The sequence below is a fragment of the Pseudomonas sp. IT-P294 genome (assembly GCF_949767865.1).
In the GTDB taxonomy this organism is placed as follows: domain Bacteria; phylum Pseudomonadota; class Gammaproteobacteria; order Pseudomonadales; family Pseudomonadaceae; genus Aquipseudomonas.
In genome coordinates, this window is sequence record NZ_CATKQW010000011.1 from 926,803 (window position 1) to 945,805 (window position 19,003).

Annotated in this window: 21 protein-coding genes; 9 read left to right on the plus strand and 12 right to left on the minus strand. The window is 59.8% G+C overall.

What is annotated here, in order from left to right:
- Nucleotides 1-21: 21 nt before the first annotated feature.
- Genes ACM6I0_RS11530 through gnd form a run of 3 tightly spaced genes read right to left on the minus strand, consistent with a single transcriptional unit; the run spans nt 22 to nt 3,349 of the window.
- Nucleotides 22-852 carry an HAD family hydrolase gene (locus ACM6I0_RS11530; protein WP_414922292.1) on the minus strand — a complete coding sequence of 277 codons (831 nt, stop codon included), beginning with the start codon at nt 850-852 and terminating at the stop codon, nt 22-24.
- On the minus strand, nt 849-2,372 hold the full coding sequence (gene zwf / locus ACM6I0_RS11535; RefSeq protein WP_285429814.1) for a glucose-6-phosphate dehydrogenase: 1,524 nt from the start codon (nt 2,370-2,372) through the stop codon (nt 849-851). Before zwf ends, ACM6I0_RS11530 begins: the two co-directional genes overlap by 4 nt.
- Complete coding sequence (gene gnd, locus ACM6I0_RS11540; protein ID WP_285429815.1) at nt 2,369-3,349, minus strand: phosphogluconate dehydrogenase (NAD(+)-dependent, decarboxylating); 981 nt, start codon at nt 3,347-3,349, stop codon at nt 2,369-2,371. The genes zwf and gnd overlap by 4 nt, the downstream gene beginning before the upstream one ends.
- A 270-nt stretch (nt 3,350-3,619) precedes the next feature.
- Between gnd and ACM6I0_RS11545 the strand changes: the two genes are divergently transcribed.
- From ACM6I0_RS11545 to ACM6I0_RS11555, 3 genes are all read left to right on the plus strand, one after another.
- Nucleotides 3,620-3,802 carry a DUF6026 family protein gene (locus tag ACM6I0_RS11545; protein ID WP_222586996.1) on the plus strand — a complete coding sequence of 61 codons (183 nt, stop codon included), beginning with the start codon at nt 3,620-3,622 and terminating at the stop codon, nt 3,800-3,802.
- Nucleotides 3,803-3,996: 194 nt separating this feature from the next.
- Nucleotides 3,997-5,742, plus strand: coding sequence for a phosphoethanolamine transferase CptA (locus ACM6I0_RS11550; protein WP_414922293.1), 1,746 nt, complete (start codon nt 3,997-3,999; stop codon nt 5,740-5,742).
- A gap of 199 nt (nt 5,743-5,941) precedes the next feature.
- The gene (locus tag ACM6I0_RS11555; protein ID WP_285429817.1) at nt 5,942-6,151 is read left to right on the plus strand and encodes a hypothetical protein; all 210 of its coding nucleotides are present in this window, start codon (nt 5,942-5,944) and stop codon (nt 6,149-6,151) included.
- A gap of 58 nt (nt 6,152-6,209) precedes the next feature.
- Here the strand turns inward: ACM6I0_RS11555 and ACM6I0_RS11560 are convergent, their stop codons facing one another.
- The 5 genes from ACM6I0_RS11560 to ACM6I0_RS11580 all read right to left on the minus strand — a co-directional run bounded on the left by ACM6I0_RS11560 (nt 6,210) and on the right by ACM6I0_RS11580 (nt 9,659).
- Nucleotides 6,210-6,701 (minus strand): GNAT family N-acetyltransferase, encoded by a 492-nt coding sequence (locus tag ACM6I0_RS11560; RefSeq protein WP_285429901.1) that lies wholly within the window; start codon nt 6,699-6,701, stop codon nt 6,210-6,212.
- Nucleotides 6,702-6,803: 102 nt separating this feature from the next.
- Nucleotides 6,804-7,385, minus strand: coding sequence for a DinB family protein (locus ACM6I0_RS11565; protein ID WP_414922294.1), 582 nt, complete (start codon nt 7,383-7,385; stop codon nt 6,804-6,806).
- Nucleotides 7,386-7,403: 18 nt separating this feature from the next.
- Nucleotides 7,404-8,522 carry a cell division protein ZapE gene (zapE, locus tag ACM6I0_RS11570; protein WP_285429821.1) on the minus strand — a complete coding sequence of 373 codons (1,119 nt, stop codon included), beginning with the start codon at nt 8,520-8,522 and terminating at the stop codon, nt 7,404-7,406.
- A 26-nt stretch (nt 8,523-8,548) separates the two neighbouring features.
- Nucleotides 8,549-8,890 carry a nuclear transport factor 2 family protein gene (locus tag ACM6I0_RS11575; RefSeq protein WP_222587001.1) on the minus strand — a complete coding sequence of 114 codons (342 nt, stop codon included), beginning with the start codon at nt 8,888-8,890 and terminating at the stop codon, nt 8,549-8,551.
- A 52-nt stretch (nt 8,891-8,942) separates the two neighbouring features.
- Nucleotides 8,943-9,659 (minus strand): helix-turn-helix transcriptional regulator, encoded by a 717-nt coding sequence (locus ACM6I0_RS11580; protein ID WP_222587002.1) that lies wholly within the window; start codon nt 9,657-9,659, stop codon nt 8,943-8,945.
- Between the two features lie 202 nt (nt 9,660-9,861).
- Between ACM6I0_RS11580 and ACM6I0_RS11585 the strand changes: the two genes are divergently transcribed.
- The gene (locus ACM6I0_RS11585; RefSeq protein WP_414922295.1) at nt 9,862-10,914 is read left to right on the plus strand and encodes an aldo/keto reductase; all 1,053 of its coding nucleotides are present in this window, start codon (nt 9,862-9,864) and stop codon (nt 10,912-10,914) included.
- 90 nt (nt 10,915-11,004) lie between these two features.
- Here the strand turns inward: ACM6I0_RS11585 and speB are convergent, their stop codons facing one another.
- Nucleotides 11,005-11,964 (minus strand): agmatinase, encoded by a 960-nt coding sequence (gene speB, locus ACM6I0_RS11590; protein ID WP_285429826.1) that lies wholly within the window; start codon nt 11,962-11,964, stop codon nt 11,005-11,007.
- A gap of 13 nt (nt 11,965-11,977) precedes the next feature.
- On the minus strand, nt 11,978-13,069 hold the full coding sequence (locus ACM6I0_RS11595) for a polyamine ABC transporter substrate-binding protein (RefSeq protein WP_285429828.1): 1,092 nt from the start codon (nt 13,067-13,069) through the stop codon (nt 11,978-11,980).
- Nucleotides 13,070-13,170: 101 nt separating this feature from the next.
- Here ACM6I0_RS11595 and ACM6I0_RS11600 point away from each other — a divergent pair, with 101 nt between their 5' ends.
- The 3 genes from ACM6I0_RS11600 to ACM6I0_RS11610 all read left to right on the plus strand — a co-directional run bounded on the left by ACM6I0_RS11600 (nt 13,171) and on the right by ACM6I0_RS11610 (nt 16,193).
- Entirely contained in the window at nt 13,171-14,064 is an 894-nt protein-coding gene (locus tag ACM6I0_RS11600; protein ID WP_285429829.1) for a LysR family transcriptional regulator, read from the plus strand.
- A gap of 124 nt (nt 14,065-14,188) precedes the next feature.
- On the plus strand, nt 14,189-15,661 hold the full coding sequence (locus ACM6I0_RS11605; RefSeq protein WP_414922296.1) for a nucleobase:cation symporter-2 family protein: 1,473 nt from the start codon (nt 14,189-14,191) through the stop codon (nt 15,659-15,661).
- Nucleotides 15,662-15,719: 58 nt separating this feature from the next.
- The gene (locus ACM6I0_RS11610; RefSeq protein ID WP_259157155.1) at nt 15,720-16,193 is read left to right on the plus strand and encodes an LEA type 2 family protein; all 474 of its coding nucleotides are present in this window, start codon (nt 15,720-15,722) and stop codon (nt 16,191-16,193) included.
- Between the two features lie 127 nt (nt 16,194-16,320).
- Here the strand turns inward: ACM6I0_RS11610 and ACM6I0_RS11615 are convergent, their stop codons facing one another.
- The gene (locus tag ACM6I0_RS11615; RefSeq protein ID WP_414922297.1) at nt 16,321-17,244 is read right to left on the minus strand and encodes a carbon-nitrogen hydrolase family protein; all 924 of its coding nucleotides are present in this window, start codon (nt 17,242-17,244) and stop codon (nt 16,321-16,323) included.
- Nucleotides 17,245-17,329: 85 nt separating this feature from the next.
- Between ACM6I0_RS11615 and ACM6I0_RS11620 the strand changes: the two genes are divergently transcribed.
- Nucleotides 17,330-18,238: a LysR substrate-binding domain-containing protein gene (locus ACM6I0_RS11620; RefSeq protein WP_414922298.1), complete on the plus strand. Its 909-nt coding sequence runs from the start codon at nt 17,330-17,332 to the stop codon at nt 18,236-18,238.
- A 9-nt stretch (nt 18,239-18,247) separates the two neighbouring features.
- Here the strand turns inward: ACM6I0_RS11620 and ACM6I0_RS11625 are convergent, their stop codons facing one another.
- On the minus strand, nt 18,248-18,499 hold the full coding sequence (locus ACM6I0_RS11625) for a hypothetical protein (RefSeq protein WP_008155229.1): 252 nt from the start codon (nt 18,497-18,499) through the stop codon (nt 18,248-18,250).
- A 165-nt stretch (nt 18,500-18,664) separates the two neighbouring features.
- On the opposite strand from ACM6I0_RS11625, the gene ACM6I0_RS11630 reads away from it, so the two are divergent.
- Nucleotides 18,665-18,982: a DUF883 family protein gene (locus ACM6I0_RS11630; RefSeq protein ID WP_285429842.1), complete on the plus strand. Its 318-nt coding sequence runs from the start codon at nt 18,665-18,667 to the stop codon at nt 18,980-18,982.
- Nucleotides 18,983-19,003 lie beyond the last annotated feature (21 nt).

Genomic DNA, 19,003 nt, shown 5'->3' on the forward strand with positions numbered 1-19,003 from the left:
GGCTCACTCCCACATGGGTTTTCAGGTGAACTGGCGAGGCAGAATATAGCGCTCGATCGCCTGCGCGGCGCCATCTTCGGTATTGGCGCCCGTCACCACATCGGCCTGAAGCTTGACCGCCTCTTCCGCCTGCCCCATGGCAATCGACAACCCGGCACGATGAAACATCGCCGGGTCATTGCCGCCATCGCCCATCGCGGCAGTCTGCTCCAGCGAGACACCGAGAAACTCGGCCAGTGTCGCCAACGCCGCGCCCTTGTTGGCTTGCATCGCGGTCACGTCCAGATAGATCGGCTGTGAGCGCGAGACCTGCGCCTGCCCCTCGACCTTGGGCAACAATTGCGCTTCCAGCTCGATCAACAGCTCAGCGTTGTTACTGGCCGCAACGATCTTGTCGATACGCTCAAGGTACGGCTCGAAACTCTCGACCACCACGGGCGGATAGCCCAGGCCATGTTGTTCCCGGGGAACCATTGGACGGTGTGGATCTTTGAGCAGCCAGTCGCCCCCGCTGAACACCCAGACCTCGATGTCCGGCAGATCGGCAAACAATGCCAACGCCGTCAGTGCGGCCGTGGCCGGCAAATAATGCGCGACCAGCACACTGCCATCGGGATTGACGAGGGTGCCACCGTTGAACGCCGCCGTCGGCAGGTCGACACCCAAGGCTTCAATCTGCTGCAACATGGCTTTGGGTGGGCGGCCCGTGGCCAGGCTGAACAGCACGCCAGCCTCGCGCAATGAACGAACCGCCTCTATCGTGCGTTGGCTGAGGCTGTGATCGGGCAGCAACAACGTGCCGTCCATGTCACTGAGCAGAAAACGGATAGGTTGTGGCGTGACGTCACTCATCCGAGGCCGTGCCAGACGCGACCGTCGCGAGTCAACAGGTCATCGCCGGCCTTCGGACCGTTTTCCCCAGCCGCATAGCGCTCCACGCTCGCGTCCTGCTGCCAGGCATCCAGGAAGGGCTGCACGGCGCGCCAGCCGTTCTCGATATTGTCGGCGCGCTGGAACAACGTCTGATCGCCCGTCAGGCAGTCGTAGATCAGGGTTTCGTAGCCGGTGGACGGCTGCATTTCAAAGAAATCCTTGTAGGCAAAACCCAGTTCGATATTGGCCATTTTCAGCGCCGGGCCAGGGCGCTTCGCCAGCAGGTCGAACCACATGCCTTCATTGGGCTGAATCTGAATCCGCAAATAGGTCGGTTGCAGTTCATCCACTTCGGTATCGCGGAACTGCGCGTACGGCGCAGGCTTGAAGCAAATGACAATCTCGGTGTCGCGCACGCTCATGCGCTTGCCGGTGCGCAGGTAAAACGGCACGCCAACCCAACGCCAGTTGTCGATCATGACTTTGAGCGCGACGTAGGTTTCGGTGTTGCTGTCAGGCGCGACGTTGTTTTCCTCGCGATAACCCGGCAACCGCTTGCCGTTGACTTCGCCGGCGGTGTATTGCCCACGCACCGAGTTGGCCCGGGCTTCCTCGGTGGACCAAGGACGAATCGCGCCCACCACTTTGGCTTTCTCGCCGCGCACCGCATCGGCGCCAAAGGCTGCCGGCGGCTCCATTGCCACCATCGCCAACAACTGGAACAGGTGATTGGGCACCATGTCCCGCAGGGCGCCGGTGTGTTCATAAAAACTGCCACGGGTTTCCACGCCGACGGTTTCGGCGGCGGTGATCTGCACGTGGTCGATGTAATGGTTGTTCCAGAACGCTTCGAACAGGCTGTTGGAGAACCGGCTGATCAGAATGTTCTGAACGGTTTCCTTGCCCAGGTAATGGTCGATCCGGTAGATCTGGTTTTCCGACATTACCTTGAGCAGGCAGGCGTTCAAGGCTTCGGCCGTTGGCAGATCGGAGCCGAACGGTTTTTCGATCACCACCCTTCTGAACGCCTCAGGCGTCTCTTGCAGCAAATTGGCGGCGCCGAGACGACGCACCACTTCGCTGAAGAAACGTGGCGCGGTGGCCAGGTAGAACACCGCGTTGCCGGTGCCGCTGGCGGCGATTTTTTCCGCCAGCGCTTGATAAGTGCTGTCGTCCAGGAAGTCGCCCTGGACGTAGCTGATGCCTTTGGCCAATTTGGCCCACAACTCCGGGTCAAGGACTTGATCGCCCTTGCCGACCTTGGCCGCCACTTCTGCGCGAATGAAATCTTCGAGCTTTTGCGCAAAGGCTTCGTCGCTGATGGCGTTGTGGTCAACGCCGATGATCCGCAAACCATCGCCGAGCAGACCGTCGCGACTCAGGTTGTACAGCGCCGGCATCAGCAGACGCTTGACCAGGTCACCATGGGCACCGAATAAAAACAGCGTGGTCGGTGGAGCGGGTTCTGCCTTGGATTTATTGCGGATCAAGCGAGTCATTTTTTCGAAGTCTCCACATGGCCGCCAAAGCCGAAGCGCTGGGCAGAGAGAATCTTGTCGCCAAAAGTGCCTTGCCCACGGGAGCGGTAACGCGAGAACAGCGAGTTCGACAGAACAGGAACCGGTACCGATTGCTCCATGGCCGCTTCGATGGTCCAGCGACCTTCGCCGCTGTCAGCCACCGAACCTGAGTAACCGTCGAGCTTCGGATCGCTGGCGAGTGCGTCGGCGGTCAGGTCGAGCAACCAGGACGACACAACGCTGCCACGACGCCAGACTTCGGCGATGTCGGCCACGTTCAGGTCGAAACGCTGATCTTCCGGCAGTTGCTCACTGGCCTTGGTCTTGAGGATGTCGAAGCCCTCGGCGAAGGCCTGCATCATTCCGTATTCAATGCCGTTATGGATCATCTTCACGAAATGGCCCGAGCCTGCGGGGCCGGCATGGATGTAACCGCGTTCGGCGCGATCGTCGTCCGATTTGCGGTCCTTGGTGCGCGGGATATCACCCATGCCAGGCGCCAGGCTGTCGAACAGCGGATCAAGGCGTTTCACCACCTCGGCTTCGCCGCCAATCATCATGCAGTAACCACGTTCCAGGCCCCAGACGCCGCCGGAGGTGCCGACGTCGATGTAGTGCAGGCCTTTCTCCGACAGGATTTTCGCGCGGCGGATGTCGTCCTTATAGAAGGTGTTGCCGCCGTCAATGATGGTGTCGCCGGCTTCGAGCAAGGTGCTCAGGGCGGTGATGGTGTCTTCGGTCGGCGCGCCAGCGGGCAGCATGACCCACACGGCACGTGGCTTGGCCAGGCCTGCGACCAGCGCCGGCAGGTCGATGACGCCCTTGGCGCCTTCCGCTGCCAGGGTGTCGACGAAGGCGGTATTGCGGTCATAGACAACGGTGGTGTGCCCGTTGAGCATCAGGCGACGCGCAATATTGCCGCCCATGCGGCCCAGTCCAATAATCCCGAGTTGCATGTGCTGATGCTCCCTACTACAAATAATGTGTGTCAAAGGTTATAGCCCAACGCGACCAATGTGGGTTAGTCCAGAGCATTGGCGCTAAGTTTCCGGGCATTGTGCCCGATCCTGATTGATAACGTCGGTAATCGCGCCGAAGACACACCGACCATGAAAAATAAAAAAGTTCCATTCATGGGCAAAAGAAATCAAAATCACGGCCGATAGTAAATAAGCACCGACGTCGGGGCGGATTTACAGTTGAGATAGCCATTTGCGAGGTGAGCAATGGGCACAGTACAAGCAGCACGGCCAGCACAAACCCTCTATGTCACGATCCGTCGTGATGAATTGCGCCAGTTGAAAGAAGAGCGCGACCTGCTGAAGCAGGAGCTCGCGCAGCTGCGCTTACTCACACAAAGCTCCCCCGCCCAGAATTTTCCCGTCACCCAGCGTGCTCCCCACGCCTGATCCGCTCGCCTGAATCGGAAACAGTGCCCTGCTGTTTCCGATGCAACGCACCCGCCAAGCCTTAAACTCACGAATTTTTCACATTTACCTGTTGATACTCCGCCGCCCTATGGCCGCGCGGTATGCGCGCGGCTTCCGCTCGTCGATAGCAGGGAGGCTCGACGGTCGAAGTGAATACTTGGCTGGAGCGCTGAATGGCTTTGTTTAACCGCAGCAATACGACTGCGAAAGGTTTTGATTGGACCGGTTTTCTCTGGTTATTCCTGTTCTTCTGGTATTTTTCCGGCATCACCCAACTATTGATTCAACTGACGGGCACCTCGGGTTTCAGCGGGTTCCGCCAGGCCTTCGTGATGAGCGCCATCTGGCTCGCACCGATGCTGCTGTTCCCTCGGCAAACACGGGTAATGGCTGCAGTGATCGGCGTAGTGTTGTGGGCCTGCTCGATGGCCAGCCTCGGTTACTTCTTCATCTATCAGCAGGAATTCTCCCAAAGCGTCATCTTCATCATGTTCGAATCGAACATTGCTGAAGCGGGCGAATACATGACCCAGTATTTCGCCTGGTGGATGGTGGCGGCGTTCCTCGCCCACACCCTGTTCGCCTATTTCCTGTGGACTCGCTTGCGCCCGGTGTACCTGCCGCGCTGGCAGGCCTGGGTCGCCTCTACCGCGATTCTGGTAGCCGTGGTGGGTTATCCGCTGGTCAAACAAACCGCGCGCACGGGCAGCTTCGCCGATGGTTTCGATAAATTCGAGACCCGCGTAGAGCCGGCGGTGCCGTGGCAGATGGCCGTGGCCTATCACCGTTACCTCCAGACGCTCGCCGGCATGCAAGACATGCTCAACAGCGCGAGCAAGATTGCGCCGCTCAAAAACCTCACGGACACGATGGCCAACCAGCCCGCCACCCTGGTGCTGGTGATTGGCGAATCGACCAACCGTCAGCGCATGAGCCTCTACGGCTACCCGCGTGAAACCACGCCGGAACTGGACAAGCTCAAGGATCAACTGGCGGTCTTCAACAACGTCATCACCCCGCGCCCTTACACCATCGAGGCGTTGCAACAGGTGTTGACCTTCGCCGATGAGGAAAACCCGGACCTCTACCTGACCACGCCATCGCTGGTCAGCATGATGAAACAGGCAGGCTACAAAACCTTCTGGATCACCAACCAGCAGACCATGACCAAGCGCAACACCATGCTCACCACCTTCTCCGAACAGGCTGACGAGCAGGTGTACCTGAACAATAACCGCAACCAGAACGCCGCCCAGTACGATGGAGACGTGATCGAGCCGTTCAACAAGGCCCTGGCAGACGCCGCGCCGCGCAAGCTGATCGTGGTGCATTTGCTCGGCACGCACATGAGCTATCAATACCGTTATCCGCCTGCCTTCGACAAGTTCACCGACCGCAAAGGTGTGCCGGACGGTGTGCGTGACGATCAAGTGCCGACGTACAACAGTTATGACAACGCGGTGCTGTACAACGACTTCGTGGTCTCAAGCCTGATCAAGGACTACGCCAAGTCCGATCCGAACGGTTTCCTGTTGTACCTCTCCGATCACGGTGAAGACGTATTCGACTCAGCGGGTCACAGCACACTGGGCCGCAACGAAAACAAACCGACCGCACCGATGTACACCATTCCGTTCATGGCATGGGCCTCGCCGAAATGGCGTGAGACCCACGACTGGAATCTGGCCGGTGACCTGGGGCGGCCCTACAGCAGCTCGCAACTGATCCATACCTGGGCCGATCTGGCGGGCCTGAGTTTTGATGAACTGGACCGCAGCAAAAGCCTGGTCAGCGACAGTTTCAAGCTGCGACCATTGATGATCGGCAACCCTTACGAGCGTCAAGTGCGTCCGCTGATCGACTTCAGCCTGATGAAACCCAAGGCCGCGCCGGCCGATCCGGCAGTCGCCAAGCAGTAATCCTTTCAGGGGCCGGTTCCGGCCCCTTTTTTGTGTCCGCTGCCAGACAGGACACATTCTAAAATATCAATAATTCTCGTTAGCCTGGACTGCAAGCTTTGCGGCGGTTAATTCCCAATTCACCGATTCGGCGGATAATGTCCCGGCGACATTGACTCATGGAAGACACGCACCCGATATCCGTAGTGGGAGGCACACCATGAAACGTATAACGCTGATCCTCGCCAGTCTGTTGATGTTCGGTTCGGCCGCTGCTTTGGCTGAAGGTGGCGCCGAGCGCATGAGGTATTACTTCGAGAGCCTGCGTTTTAAACAAGAGCAGGCCAATGGCATCCAGCGCAAAGTGATTGAGCTGAGGGTTCCGGACGATCAAACCGCACAGGTCACCGAAACCTATAGGCCGAAATAAACGATGGCAGACGGGCGTCCTGATGGACGCCCTTTTTTTGTGCTCGATAGAAGCGAGGTTAAAGGTCCTTGGTCCAGAACAGCATTCGGCCATGGGCCGGGTCAAACATGCCGGGTGCAAAACCGAACTTGCCGTAGGACGCCTGCGCGACGGTATTGCCTTCAAGGACTTCCAGGGTGATCTTGCAGCCACCGCGCTGGCGGGTGATGTCCTCGACTTTTCGCAGCATCTTCTGACTCAGCCCCAGGCCGCGAAACTTCGGCACCACCGACACATCGTGCACATTGACCAAAGGCCGACAGGCAAAGGTCGAGAACCCTTCAAAGCAATTGACCAGCCCGGCCGGCTCGCCATCGACAAAAGCCAGCACACTGAAGGCGTGGGGACGCTTGGCCAGTTCACCTGGCAATCGCAGCACAATGTCCTCGGGCAAGGCGTGCCCGCCGCCCATCGGGTCCTGGGCGTAAGCATTGAGCACGACACCGATCGCTTCGGCGTGCACCGGATTGGTGTAGCTGGCTTGAAGGACAAGTACTTCTGGGGCTTCCATTTCCATCGTCAACATCCCATCTGGTTGCCCCGACGCGTCTCTCGCGCCGGGAGGTCGACGGACATTATCGCGAGACGCATTCGTCGACAACCCGAACCAGCCTCAAACGCCCCAGATCAGCGTTTCAGTCCACCCCAGCTCGGCAAAATCAGCGGCCCTCAAGCTTGACTCTCCCGCGCAGAAAAATTCGTCCAGCTGCGGCGGCTTGACCGATGTGCCGCTGAGCATGGCGTGCACCTGGCCACGGTGATGAATCTGGTGTTCGAACAGATGGGAAAGCATGCGCAAACGACTGTCATGCTGCGGCGTTTCCCGGGCGATGGTCACCATTCGCCCCAGGTCGGCATCGCGCAACTGTTCGCAGTAGGCAATCAGTCGACGGTCCACGTGGGCTTGCTCACACTGCAGGTCAGGGCCCGAGGTGAACGGCTCGTCCAGGGCGAAGAACACATAACAATCAGGGTGCGGCTCGTCACCGCGCAGCTCGCGCTCCAGCGCATCCATGTAGAACCAGTCGCACGTCAGGATGTGATTGAGGGTGGCCCTGATGCTGGGGAAGAAGCTGACACGCGGCGCCACCAGTTCGGCCGCGCTCAATTGGTTCCAGGCCTTGGCGAGTCGGTGATTGGCCCAGGCGTTCTGATAAGCCATGGTCAGCAAATGATGAGACAGGGGCTGATTCATGTTCGCGGCTCCTTGCAATTAGGCTTCTGCGAAACGTTGCAGCTGCATTTCCTGTAGACGGCTCAATGTGCGGCGGAACGGGAATTCAAGGTAACCCTCGGTGTACAACGCCGCCATCGGCACTTGCGCTTCGAGGTACAGCGGCACCTTGCGGTCGTAGCATTCGTCCACCAACGCGATGAAACGCCGGACACCGTCGTCGTGCACCGACAATTGCGGCAGTTCGCGATCACCGGCAACCACGCGTTCGGCAGCGTCTTCGGTGCCTCGGGCGATGCGTCCTGCACGCTTTTGTGCGCTCAGGTTGGGCACCTCACTCAACAGAATAGCGCTGAAGGTGTCACACAGCGCCATGAAGTCCATGGCGGCAAACGGTTGTTCGCACAGATCGGCATAACGACACCAGAGCACCTTGTTGCTGGCCTGCACGACGTTGACCGAGCGATAACCGACCGTGATCGGCTCGCTGGACACCGACTGGCCAACGGTCAATGCCTTGAACACTTCTGCCAGTGCGCTGGGCTGTCCGGCGGTTGCCACCCAATAACGTTGCAGGCCAGCGCCCGGGTGCAGGCGATGGTCTTCGCCGCCATCCACCGCGATCACCTGCATGTGTTTCTTGATCGCTTCGATGGCGGGCACAAAACGGTCGCGGTTGAAGCCGTCGGCGTACAGCTGATCCGGCGGTTGATTGGAGGTGCAGACCACCACCACGCCTTGCTCGAACATCACCTGAAACAACCGTCCGAGAATGATCGCATCGCCAATGTCATTGACGAACAGCTCATCAAAGCACAGCACCCGCACTTCCTCGCTCAGCTCACGGGCCAGCGCCTTCAGCGGGTCGGCGGTGCCGGTCAGCTGGAATGAGCGCTGGTGCACCCAGCCCATGAAGTGATGAAAGTGTTGTCGACGGGCCGGGACCTTGAGGGTTTGATAGAACTGGTCCATCAACCAGGTCTTGCCGCGCCCGACCGGTCCCCAGAGGTAAACCCCGGTGACCGGCGTGCGCCCTTCGTGCAAGGCTTCGTGGCATTTTTGCAGCGCCCACACGGCATGTTCCTGGGCTTCGTCCTGGACGAAGCCCTTTTGTTCGATGGCGTGTTGCCAGGCACTTAGGGGAGAGTCGACATTCATGCGCGGCAGTATGCCACGCACTCGCGCTACAAGGAGATGTCTAGCCGGGCGATCTTGCCCTGTTCGTTAAGGCGGAACATGTAACGCAGTTCCAGGGGACTGCCGGGAAAGGTCCCGGAGATCCGGTTGTGCACCAGCACTTTACCGGTGCGCTGTTGCACGCCGAGCACTTCGACCCGGGGTTCGTAGCGCTGTGCGGTGTCTTGCATCCATTGGGCGATGGCTTGCGTGCCGGTCCGGTGATGTCCTTCATCGAACACGTTGGCATCCTCAGCAAAAAAACTGCCGACCCGCGAGGTGTCGCGAGCATTGGCGGCGGCAATGTAGGCGGCAATGGCGGGTGCCAGTGAAGAGGCTGGATTGGACATGTTTACGGCTCCTTGTTTGTTGGTTATGGAGCCATCCTAGAACACACCTGTGTCAGTTCTTGTCAGGAGTGAAACGCCCCGCTTCATCCAGTTGCATCTGCTTGCGCCAGGTGCGCAACAGGTCGCTGCGCCGCCCCGGATAACGCTCGCCCTGCTCGCTGGCGGCCGAGATCCGGTCGGTGCGAAAGGTGCGGTAGGCACCACGCAGTTCACACCAGGCAACGATGATCCGCACTTCATTGAGAAACCCAAGCGCCAGGGGCCAGATCATCCGTTGACTGGGCACCTGATTGGCATCTGCATAGTCGATGTTGAGCTTGGATTGATCACGTATGGCCTGGCGAAACACATTCAGCGGCACCGCGTTTTGCGGATAGCCATAACCGGGCGGGCCCGGCAGCACCGTCGGGTTGCGCAATGCATCCTGGGCTTCGGGGGCCAGCACGGCGGCAATCTTGGCCAGCGCATCCGCCGCGGCTTTGCTCAATACCTCGTCGCCGCGCTGATCGACGTAACGCAACCCCAGCACGATGGCTTCGGTTTCATCGGCATTGAGCATCAAGGGCGGCAGGAACAAACCGCTGCGCAATACGTAACCGATCCCCGCCTCACCGAAAATCGGCGCGCCCAGCGCGGTCAGTTCGGCGATGTCGCGGTACAGCGTGCGTTCGGAGATCTCCAGTTCGCTGGCCAGCGTTGCCGCCGTAACCGGACGACTTTTGCCCCGCAACACCTGCAACAACGTGAGTAAACGTGTGGTACGCGACACGATCCGTAGTCTCTTTCCTGAGAAGTCGACGGAGCTTAGCAGAGGCTGCTGTCAGAAACTGGCAGTAGCAATGTCCCCGTCAATCGGGCCTTTTGCGATAAATCAAAAAGCCGATTGACGTAAAATATTACTCGCATAATATTCAATACATGTCGCCAAACATTTAACTCATTCACGGCATCGTTTCCTCAGGAGTCATCTCATGCATTACAAAGTCTTCGGCCGTAAAACCGGGTTGCGGGTCTCGGAACTGGCATTGGGCGCCGGCAATTTCGGCACCGGTTGGGGCCATGGCGCAGAACGTGACGAAGCCAAACGCATATTCGATGGCTACCTGGAGGCCGGCGGCAATTTCATCGACACCGCCAACGGCTATCAGGGCGGGCAATCGGAAGCCATGCTCAGCGAGTTCATTGCCGCAGAACGGGATCGCCTGGTCATCGCCACCAAATACACCCTGGGCACCACGCCCGCCGCCGGTATTTCCCACACCGGCAACAGCCGCAAGAACATGGTTCGCGCCGTGGAAGAAAGCCTGAAACGCCTCAACACCGATCACATCGACCTGTTTTGGGCGCACATGAGTGACGGCGTGACGCCGATGGAAGAAATCCTGCGTGGCTTTGACGACCTGGTGCGTGCCGGAAAAATTCACTACGCCGGACTGTCGAACTTCCCGGCCTGGCGCATCGCCCGGGCGGACGTGCTGGCCGAAGTGCGCGGTTTTGCGCCGATTGCCGCGATTCAGATCGAGTACAGCCTGGCCGAACGCAGCGCTGACCGTGAGCAGCTGCCGATGGCCGAAGCCCTGGGCCTGGCCGCGACGTTATGGTCGCCGTTGGGTGGCGGTTTTCTCACCGGCAAGTACCGCAGCAATGACGGCGACAACCGTGCCGCTAAACTTGGCGTGCTGATCCATGCCGAAACAAGCGCACGGGACACCGCCCTGCTCGACACCTTGCTCGGCGTCGCAGAAGAGCTGGCAGCCAGCCCGACTCACGTCGCCATTGCCTGGCTGCGAGAAAAGGCCAAGCGTTCAACGACTGCGCTGATACCGATCCTGGGTTCGCGCACGCGTGAGCAACTGGATGCGACATTGGGTGCCTTGACGGTGCAATTGAGTGCCGAACAAATGTCGCGACTGGATGAGGTCAGCGCTGTGGCGATGGGTGTGCCGCATGAAACCATTGCCGGGTCGTATTCGCGATTTACCGGGGCTGAAACATTGGACGTTCCGAAAATCCCGGTCGCCTGAAAAAGCATCGCGGGCAAGCTCGCTCCCACAGGTGTTGCGCTGTACTTGTGGGAGCGGGCTTGCCCGCGATGGCGTCAGCGAATCATAGAACTACCGGTCCACTTTATGTTTGGCCGCATAAAGGCAGAGCATTTCCATGGCCAATGTCGCGGCCGCCAATGAGGTTATGTCCGCGTTGTCGTAGGCCGGCGCCACTTCCACCACGTCCATCCCCACCAGATTGATCCCGCGCAAACCGCCGAGAATCTCCAGCGCCTGCACCGTGCTCAATCCGCCGCACACCGGAGTTCCGGTGCCCGGTGCGAAGGCCGGGTCGAGGCAATCGATGTCGAACGTCAGGTACACCGGGTTATCGCCGACCCGCGCACGAATCGCCTCGACAATCGCCTCGCACCCTTGCCGGTGCACCTGCCGCGCATCCAGCACCTGAAAGCCCTGGTGATCGTCATTGGTGGTGCGCAAGCCGATCTGCACCGAACGCGATGGATCGACCAGCCCTTCCCTGGCCGCGTGCCAGAACATGGTGCCATGGTCGACACGCTTGCCCGCCTCGTCCGGCCAGGTGTCGCTGTGCGCATCGAAGTGAATCAGCGACAGCGGACCATGTTTGCGGGCATGGGCCTTGAGCAGCGGATAGGTAATGAAGTGATCGCCACCGAACGTCAACATCGCGCTGCCGGCGTTGAGAATATGCTCGGCATGCGCCTCGATGCTTTCCGGCACCGAGTGCGGCGAGCCGTAATCGAAGTCGCAATCGCCGTAGTCGATAACGGCCAAATGATCGAATGGATCAAACGTCCACGGCCAGTGGCGTTCCCAGGCGATCCCGGTGGACGCCGCGCGAATGCCTCGCGGCCCGAAACGCGCACCGGGGCGGTTGCTGGTGGCGGTGTCGAACGGGACACCGCTGACCGCGACATCGACACCGCGCAAGTCACGGCTGTAGCGTCGACGCATGAAGCTGGTGATGCCGGCGTAGGTGCTTTCGGCGGCTGTGCCGTAAAGACTGTCGCGGGTCATGGCCTGATCGTTTTGCACAGGGACGTCCATCTCGGGTTCCTTATTATTGGCGGCTACGGAAAGTGGTCCACACGCGGGTGCGCTGACGCATGTCCTTGAGGCTCATGGTGCGGTCGGCGTACAGCAGGCCGCGAACGTCGGCGGGCGGGTAAATGTCCGGATCGGTGCGCACCGCCTCATCCACCAGCGGCGTCGCAGCCTGGTTGGCGGAGGCGAAGAACAACGTGTTGGTCAGCGCAGCAACGGATTCGGGGCGCAACATGAATTCGATGAACTGGCGGGCCGCTTCGGGATGTGGCGCATCCTTGGGAATCGCCAGGTTGTCCTGCCAGACGAGGGTGCCTTCCTTGGGAATCCGGTAGGCGATTTCGTAGGACTTTTTGGCCTTGCGCGCCTGATCGGCAGCCATGCTGGCGTCACCGTTGTAGGTCAGCGCCAGGCAGACACTGCCATTGGCCAGATCGTTGATCTGCCGACCGCTGGCGACGTACAGCACGTTTGGCTGCAATTGATGCAACACGGTCTGCGCCGCGTCGAGATCGTTCTTGTCGGTGCTGTAGGGATCTTTACCCAGGTAGTGCAACGCCAGACCGATGACTTCCTGGGGCGAATCGATGATCGCGATGCCACAGTCCTTCAGCTTGCCGGCGTACTCGGGCTTGAACAGCAAATCCAGGCTGTTGAGCGGCCTGTTCGGCAAGCGTTTCTGCACCGCTTCGACGTTCATCCCCAGCCCCAGCGTGCCCCAGGTGTAGGGCACACCGTAGAGGTTGCCGGGGTCCACGGCGGCGAGCTTTTCCAACAGGTCCGGGTCGAGGTTGGCGTAGCCCTTCAAGCCTTCGTGAGGAATGGTTTTCAACGCACCGGCCGCCAAGCCGCGAGCCAGCACACTGGACGACGGCACCACCACGTCGTAACCGCTGCCACCGGTGAGCAGTTTGGTTTCGAGCACTTCCGGCGCATCGAACGTGTCGTAACGCACGTGAATCCCGGTTTCCTGTTCGAAACGCTGCAAGGTCTCGGGCGCTACGTAATCGGCCCAACTGTAGAGGTTGAGGGTCTTTTCCTCGGCCTGGGCCGACACGGCCACGGCGAGGAACAACGCGGGTAAACACAGCTTGAACATGGGAGCCATGACGAACACCTGACCAGAGGAAGTGGTTGCAGCGTGCGCGCTCCGATACATTGTCGAAATATCAAGTTTGTTAACCTGACTTTATTGCGGAGTAATGTTTGATGCTCGGTCAACTCCATGACCTCGACTTGCAGCTGCTGCGCTTGTTTGTCCGGGTGGTCGAGTGCGGTGGTTTCAGTGCGGCACAGGGCGAGCTGGGGTTGAGTCAATCGAGCATCAGCCAGCAAATGGCCAAGCTCGAAACCCGGCTCGGCTATCGGTTATGCAGTCGCGGCAAAGGCGGATTCAAGATCACGCCCAAAGGTGAACAACTGCTGACAGCGACGCGTGTCCTGTTTGAATCCATCGAAACCTTCCGCCACCAATCCAACGGTGTGGCCGGTCGCTTGATCGGCGAAGTGCGCCTCGGTTTGTCCGAAGCCCTGGATCAATCGGTGCTGCAACGCGTGGCCGATGCGATCCGCCGTTTTCGTGAGCGCGACGAATCGGTGCGCATCGAATTGATCAGCGCCATGCCCGGGGAAATGGAACGGCTGCTACTGCAACAACGGCTGGACCTGGCCATTGGTTATTTCTCACAGGTGCAGCGTGCGTTTGACTACCGCCAGTTGTTTACGGAAACCCAACACCTGTATTGCGCCCCCGGGCATCCGCTGTTCACCGACGATGCGCCGCACGACCAAGCGTTGCAGGCGTGTGACCGGGTCGATCATCCCTACCGTTTCCTGCGGGCCGATGAGCCCTTCCAGGGGCAACGGTGTTCGGCAAGGTCGGAGCAAGTCGAAGGCACCCTCGCCTTCATTCTTTCCGGTAAACACGTCGGCTATTTGCCCGATCACTTTGCCCGCAGTTGGGAAGACAAAGGGTTGCTCAGGGCTGTGCGTCGAGACGACATGAGTTTCGATGTGGCATTTCACCTGGCGCGTCATCGTGCGCAGGTGCCGGGGGATGCGCAGAAGGCGTTCGAAGAGGATTTGCTGGCGGCGTTCAGCTGATTCCTGTGGGAGCAAACTCACTTCCACAGGGTTTTTGCCAGGGGGCGGGCTCATCGCTCGCCACAAAATAGTCTTTCTGGCATCCTGCGCCTCCATTTTTTGACCTGGCCCTGGCGCTTTCCTCGTGACCTCATCCGAACACGCAAAACCCCAGCCCCGTTCCGACCTGATCTACGGCCTCGACGACCGCCCGCACCTCACCGCCACGGTCTTCGCCGCCCTGCAACACGTGCTGGCCAGTTTTGTCGGCATCATCACCCCGACCCTGATCATGGGCGGCGCCCTCGGACTGCAAAGCGAAGTGCCGTACCTGATCAGCATGGCGTTGTTCGTGTCCGGCCTGGGCACTTTTGTCCAGGCGCGGCGGTTTGGTCCGGTGGGTTCTGGTTTGTTGTGCCTGCAAGGCACCAGTTTTTCGTTTATCAGCGTGATCCTCAGCGCCGGGTTCATGGTCAAGGCCCGGGGCGGTGGCACCGATGAAATCCTCTCGACCATCTTCGGCGTGTGCTTTTTCGCGGCGTTCATCGAAGTGGTGTTGAGCCAGTTCATTGGCAAACTGCGCATGCTGATCACGCCCGTGGTCACTGGCACCATCATTACGTTGATGGGCCTGTCGCTGATCAAAGTCGCCATGACCGACATCGCGGGCGGCTTCGGCGCCGCAGACCTCGGCGCGGCCAGTCATCTGGCGTTGGCGGCGTTGGTGCTGGGAACCATCGTGGTATTGAACCGGGTCGACGTGCCGTTCCTGCGCCTCGGGGCGATTGTGATTGGTCTGACGTTGGGTTACGTCGTGGCCTGGTTGTTGGGCGACGTCAATTTCGCCAGCCTGCCCGACGTGCCGCTGATGAGCGTACCGGTGCCGTTCAAGTACGGTTTCAATTTCGATTGGGTGGCGTTCGTGCCGGTGGCGGTGATTTTCCTGGTGTCGCCACTGGAAGCGGCTGGCGACTTGACCGCCAACTCGATGATTTCCCGGCAACCGGTCAAAGGCCCGGTGTACATCCGTCGGATCAAGTCCGGTCTGCTCGCTGACGGCCTCAACTCGGCCATGGCGGCGGTGTTCAACAGCATGCCGATGGTGACCTTCGCGCAGAACAACGGCGTGATCCAGCTCACTGGCGTGGCCAGCCGCTACGTGGCGTTTTTCATCGCCGGCCTGCTGGTACTGCTCGGGTTGTTCCCGATGATTGGCGCGGTGCTGCAATTGATGCCCAAGCCGGTCCTCGGCGGCGCCGAGCTGGTGATGTTCGGCACCGTGGCAGTGGCCGGGATCAAGATCCTCGCAGAAGCCGGCCTGCATCGACGCAACATGCTGATCGTGGCGATTTCCCTCGGCATGGGCCTGGGTGTCGCGGCCGTGCCGCAGGTGTTGCGTGAACTGCCCCTGGCGTTGCACAACATCTTCGAATCGCCGATCACCGTGGGCGCGTTGTGCGCTATCGTGCTGAACATCTTCCTGCCCGAGGAATTCATCGAGCTGGAAGAAGACGATTTCGATCCGGAAGCCTCGATTCTGCAGGTCATGGAGAATCCCGATGTCCCGGCCAAGGGTGAACCCGCAACGCCTGCGACGGTCGCACAGTTGACCCGCTAAAAGGCTCAAGGGCCGAGCCGTTGGCGGTTCAGCCCTTTTTCTGAACGAGAGCCTGTCCATGCGCCGCGTCCACGCCGTCATCCTTTCCCTGCTCTTGCTCTCCCTGAGCGCCTGCGCCCTCTTCCCCCATCGCGACCCGTTGAACATCAATGTGGTCGGCATCGAACCGCTGCAAAGCCAGGACATGGAAGTACGGTTTGCGGTAAAGATCCGCGTGCAAAACCCCAACGAAACGCCGATTGACTACAACGGCGTGGCACTGGATCTGGAGGTCAATGGCCAGCCGCTGGCCTCCGGCGTCAGCGATCAATCGGGGTCGATTGCACGCTTTTCCGAAACCGTGCTGACAGTGCCGGTAAGCGTTTCGGCCTTCTCGGTGATACGCCAGACGCTGGGCCTGACACAGACGCAGACGTTGAATAATCTTCCCTACGTGCTGCGTGGCAAACTGGCCGGCGGATTGTTTGGCACGATGCGTTTTGTAGATACGGGCAAACTGAGTTTGCCAGGGCCTACGACTGGCACTTGGTGAGCCGCGGCAGTTTGGTAACGAAGCATTTCCCTTGTGGGAGCGAGCTTGCTCGCGATGACGGCGGCACATTCAACAAATCAGTTGCCTGATCCACCGCTATCGCGAGCAAGCTCGCTCCCACAGGGCTTTACGCGTTGAAGCGGACACCCGGTTTGGCGCGCTCATCGACGATCAACTCAAACACATCCGGGCGCGCGTAGTGCCCGACGACGTCATAGTCATAGCGGGCGCGAACCAGATCGTCGGTATCGATTTCGGCGGTCAATAATCCCGCCTCGCCGCGCAACGGCCCTGCCAGAATGTCGCCCATCGGTCCGACGATCACACTGCCGCCAGCAATCAGCGGCCGATCCACCGGCCAGTTAGCGATGTCCATGCCCAAGGCCTGCGGCGAGTCCTGAACCTGGCAAGCGCTGACCACAAAGCAGCGTCCTTCATGGGCGATGTGGCGCATGCTGACTTGCCACATTTCACGCTCATCGACCGTCGGTGCGCACCACACCTCAATGCCTTTGGCGTACATCGCGGTGCGCAGCAGTGGCATCATGTTTTCCCAGCACACCGCCGCGCCGATCCGCCCGACCTGGCTGTCGATTACCGGCAGTGTCGAGCCATCGCCTTTGCCCCAGATCAATCGTTCGGTGCCGGTGGGCATCAATTTGCGGTGTTTGCCGACCAGTCCGGCCTGCGGATCGAAATACAACGCCGTGCAATACAACGTACTGCCGGCGCGCTCGATGACGCCGATGACCAGATTCGCACCCGTGCGCGCCGACAACCCGGCCAGCGCTTCGGTCTCGATGCCGGGCACGTCGATGGCGTTGGCGAAATAGCGGGCGAAGGCTTCACGACCTTCCGGCAATCGGAAGCCCAGTTGAGTGCCAAAGCCTTCGCCTTTGGGATAGCCACCGAGTAACGCTTCGGGCATGACCACCAACCCGGCGCCGGAGTCGGTAATGGCGTTTTCCCAGGCGAGAATCTGCTCCAGCGTCTCCGCCTTGCCACCGGGCAAGGCGCCGATTTGAAGTGCAGCAACGATTGACTTGGGCATGTCGGTAACTCCGAAAGCAATGAGGTGTTGCTCATTCTCAGGCGCCACGCAATCATGAATAAAGCCCTGCTCACTGCTAACTGATATGAACGCAATGAATATCGCCAACATTGACCTCAATCTGCTCAAAGTCTTTGAAGCGCTGCATGAAGAGTCCAGCGCCAGCCGCGCGGCGTTGCGTCTGGGGGTGACCCAATCAGCCGTCAGCGCCGCGCTGCGAAGGCTGCGCGAGGTGTATGGCGATCAGTTGTTCGTGCGCACCGGTCGTGGCCTTGCGCCAACGCTTAAGGCCAATCAGTTGAAACCGGTGGTGAGTGACGCGTTGAACAAATGCCGTCAGAGCCTGGCGATGGTCGATCCGGCAGCCAACCATTACGAGGGACGCTCGGTGGCGCTGGGCCTGTCGGATGATTTCGAAATTGCTTACGGACGGCGATTGATCGAACGCATTGCCGTCAGTGCGCCAAAGTTGCGGCTGATCTTCCGGCAAACCCACAGCCAGATCGTCGCCCAAGCACTGATGGAGCGCAGCATTGATCTGGCGATCACTGCGGGCGGGTTGAGCGAGCGGTTGCTCAGTCGTCAGGTATTGGGGGAAGGCGGCTACATGTGCCTGGTCGATCCGCGCAGCCTGGCGCCCGGACAACAGGCGATCAGCCTGCAAGAGTTCGTCGCCCGCGAGCACATTCTGGTGTCGTCGGGAGGTTTTATCGGGATCACCGATGAAGGGCTGGCGGCGCTGGGACTGAGTCGACGGGTGTGCGCGTCAACCACGCACTTCGCGGCGTTGCCGCACTTGCTCAAGGGCAGCCAGGCGGTAGCGACCATTCCGGCGCACGCGGCGCAAAGCATCGCGGCGCTCAGCGGGCTGGCACTGCTGCCCTGCCCCTTGGCATTACCGCGCTACCCGATCGAGCTGGGCTGGCGCACCAGCACCCAGCTCGACCCGGTGGTGCTGAAAGTGCGTGAAGCCATTGTCGAGAGTTTTGCCTGAGGGCTGCGTTTACTTGGCAGCCATCAGCCGATTGACTTCACTGCGCACCATGTTCGCGAATTCCGGCGGTGACATGCCGTCGAGTTCGGCCCGAACCCATTCAGCCCATTTGCCTTTACGTTTGGCGCGCTCGCCAAACAAGCGCGCGGCTTCGCCCTTGGATTTGCCAAGGTTGCTTTGCCACAGGTCGAACAGACGGGATTTTTCATCTTCAAGCGCCGCGCGCTCGGCAAGGGGTTTGTCGGCCAGATTGAAGCTCATGGGAGTTACCTGCTGCATAAAATAGGCGACATCTTACACTGTAGGAGGAAATGTCCGACCCGGGATTTTTGTTCCGGGTTGGCGCGACGCGAAAATCGAGTGCAACTTTTTCGCCAGTGACAGACTCCATTGTTCACTGCCCATTTATCTGCAAGGAGTAACCCAATGGCCCGGAAAACCGCCGCACAAATAGCCGAAGACCAAATCAAGGATCAGGCATTCAGCGAACTTCAGTCCCTGATCGAAGAGTCGGAAAAACTGCTCAAAAGCAGCGCTTCACTGGTCGGTGAGGAAGCTGAGACCCTGCGCGGGCAAATCGTACAGAAGCTCCAACAGGCCCGGGATTCGGTCAGCAGTGTGCGTGACCGTACCAAACCTGTGGTCGACGCGACCGAAACCTACATCGGTGGTCACCCGTGGCAAACCGTGGCCATCTCCGCCGGTTTCGGCCTGGTGGTAGGGTTGTTGCTGGGCCGTCGTTAAGCGCTCTGGCTTCAAGCGACC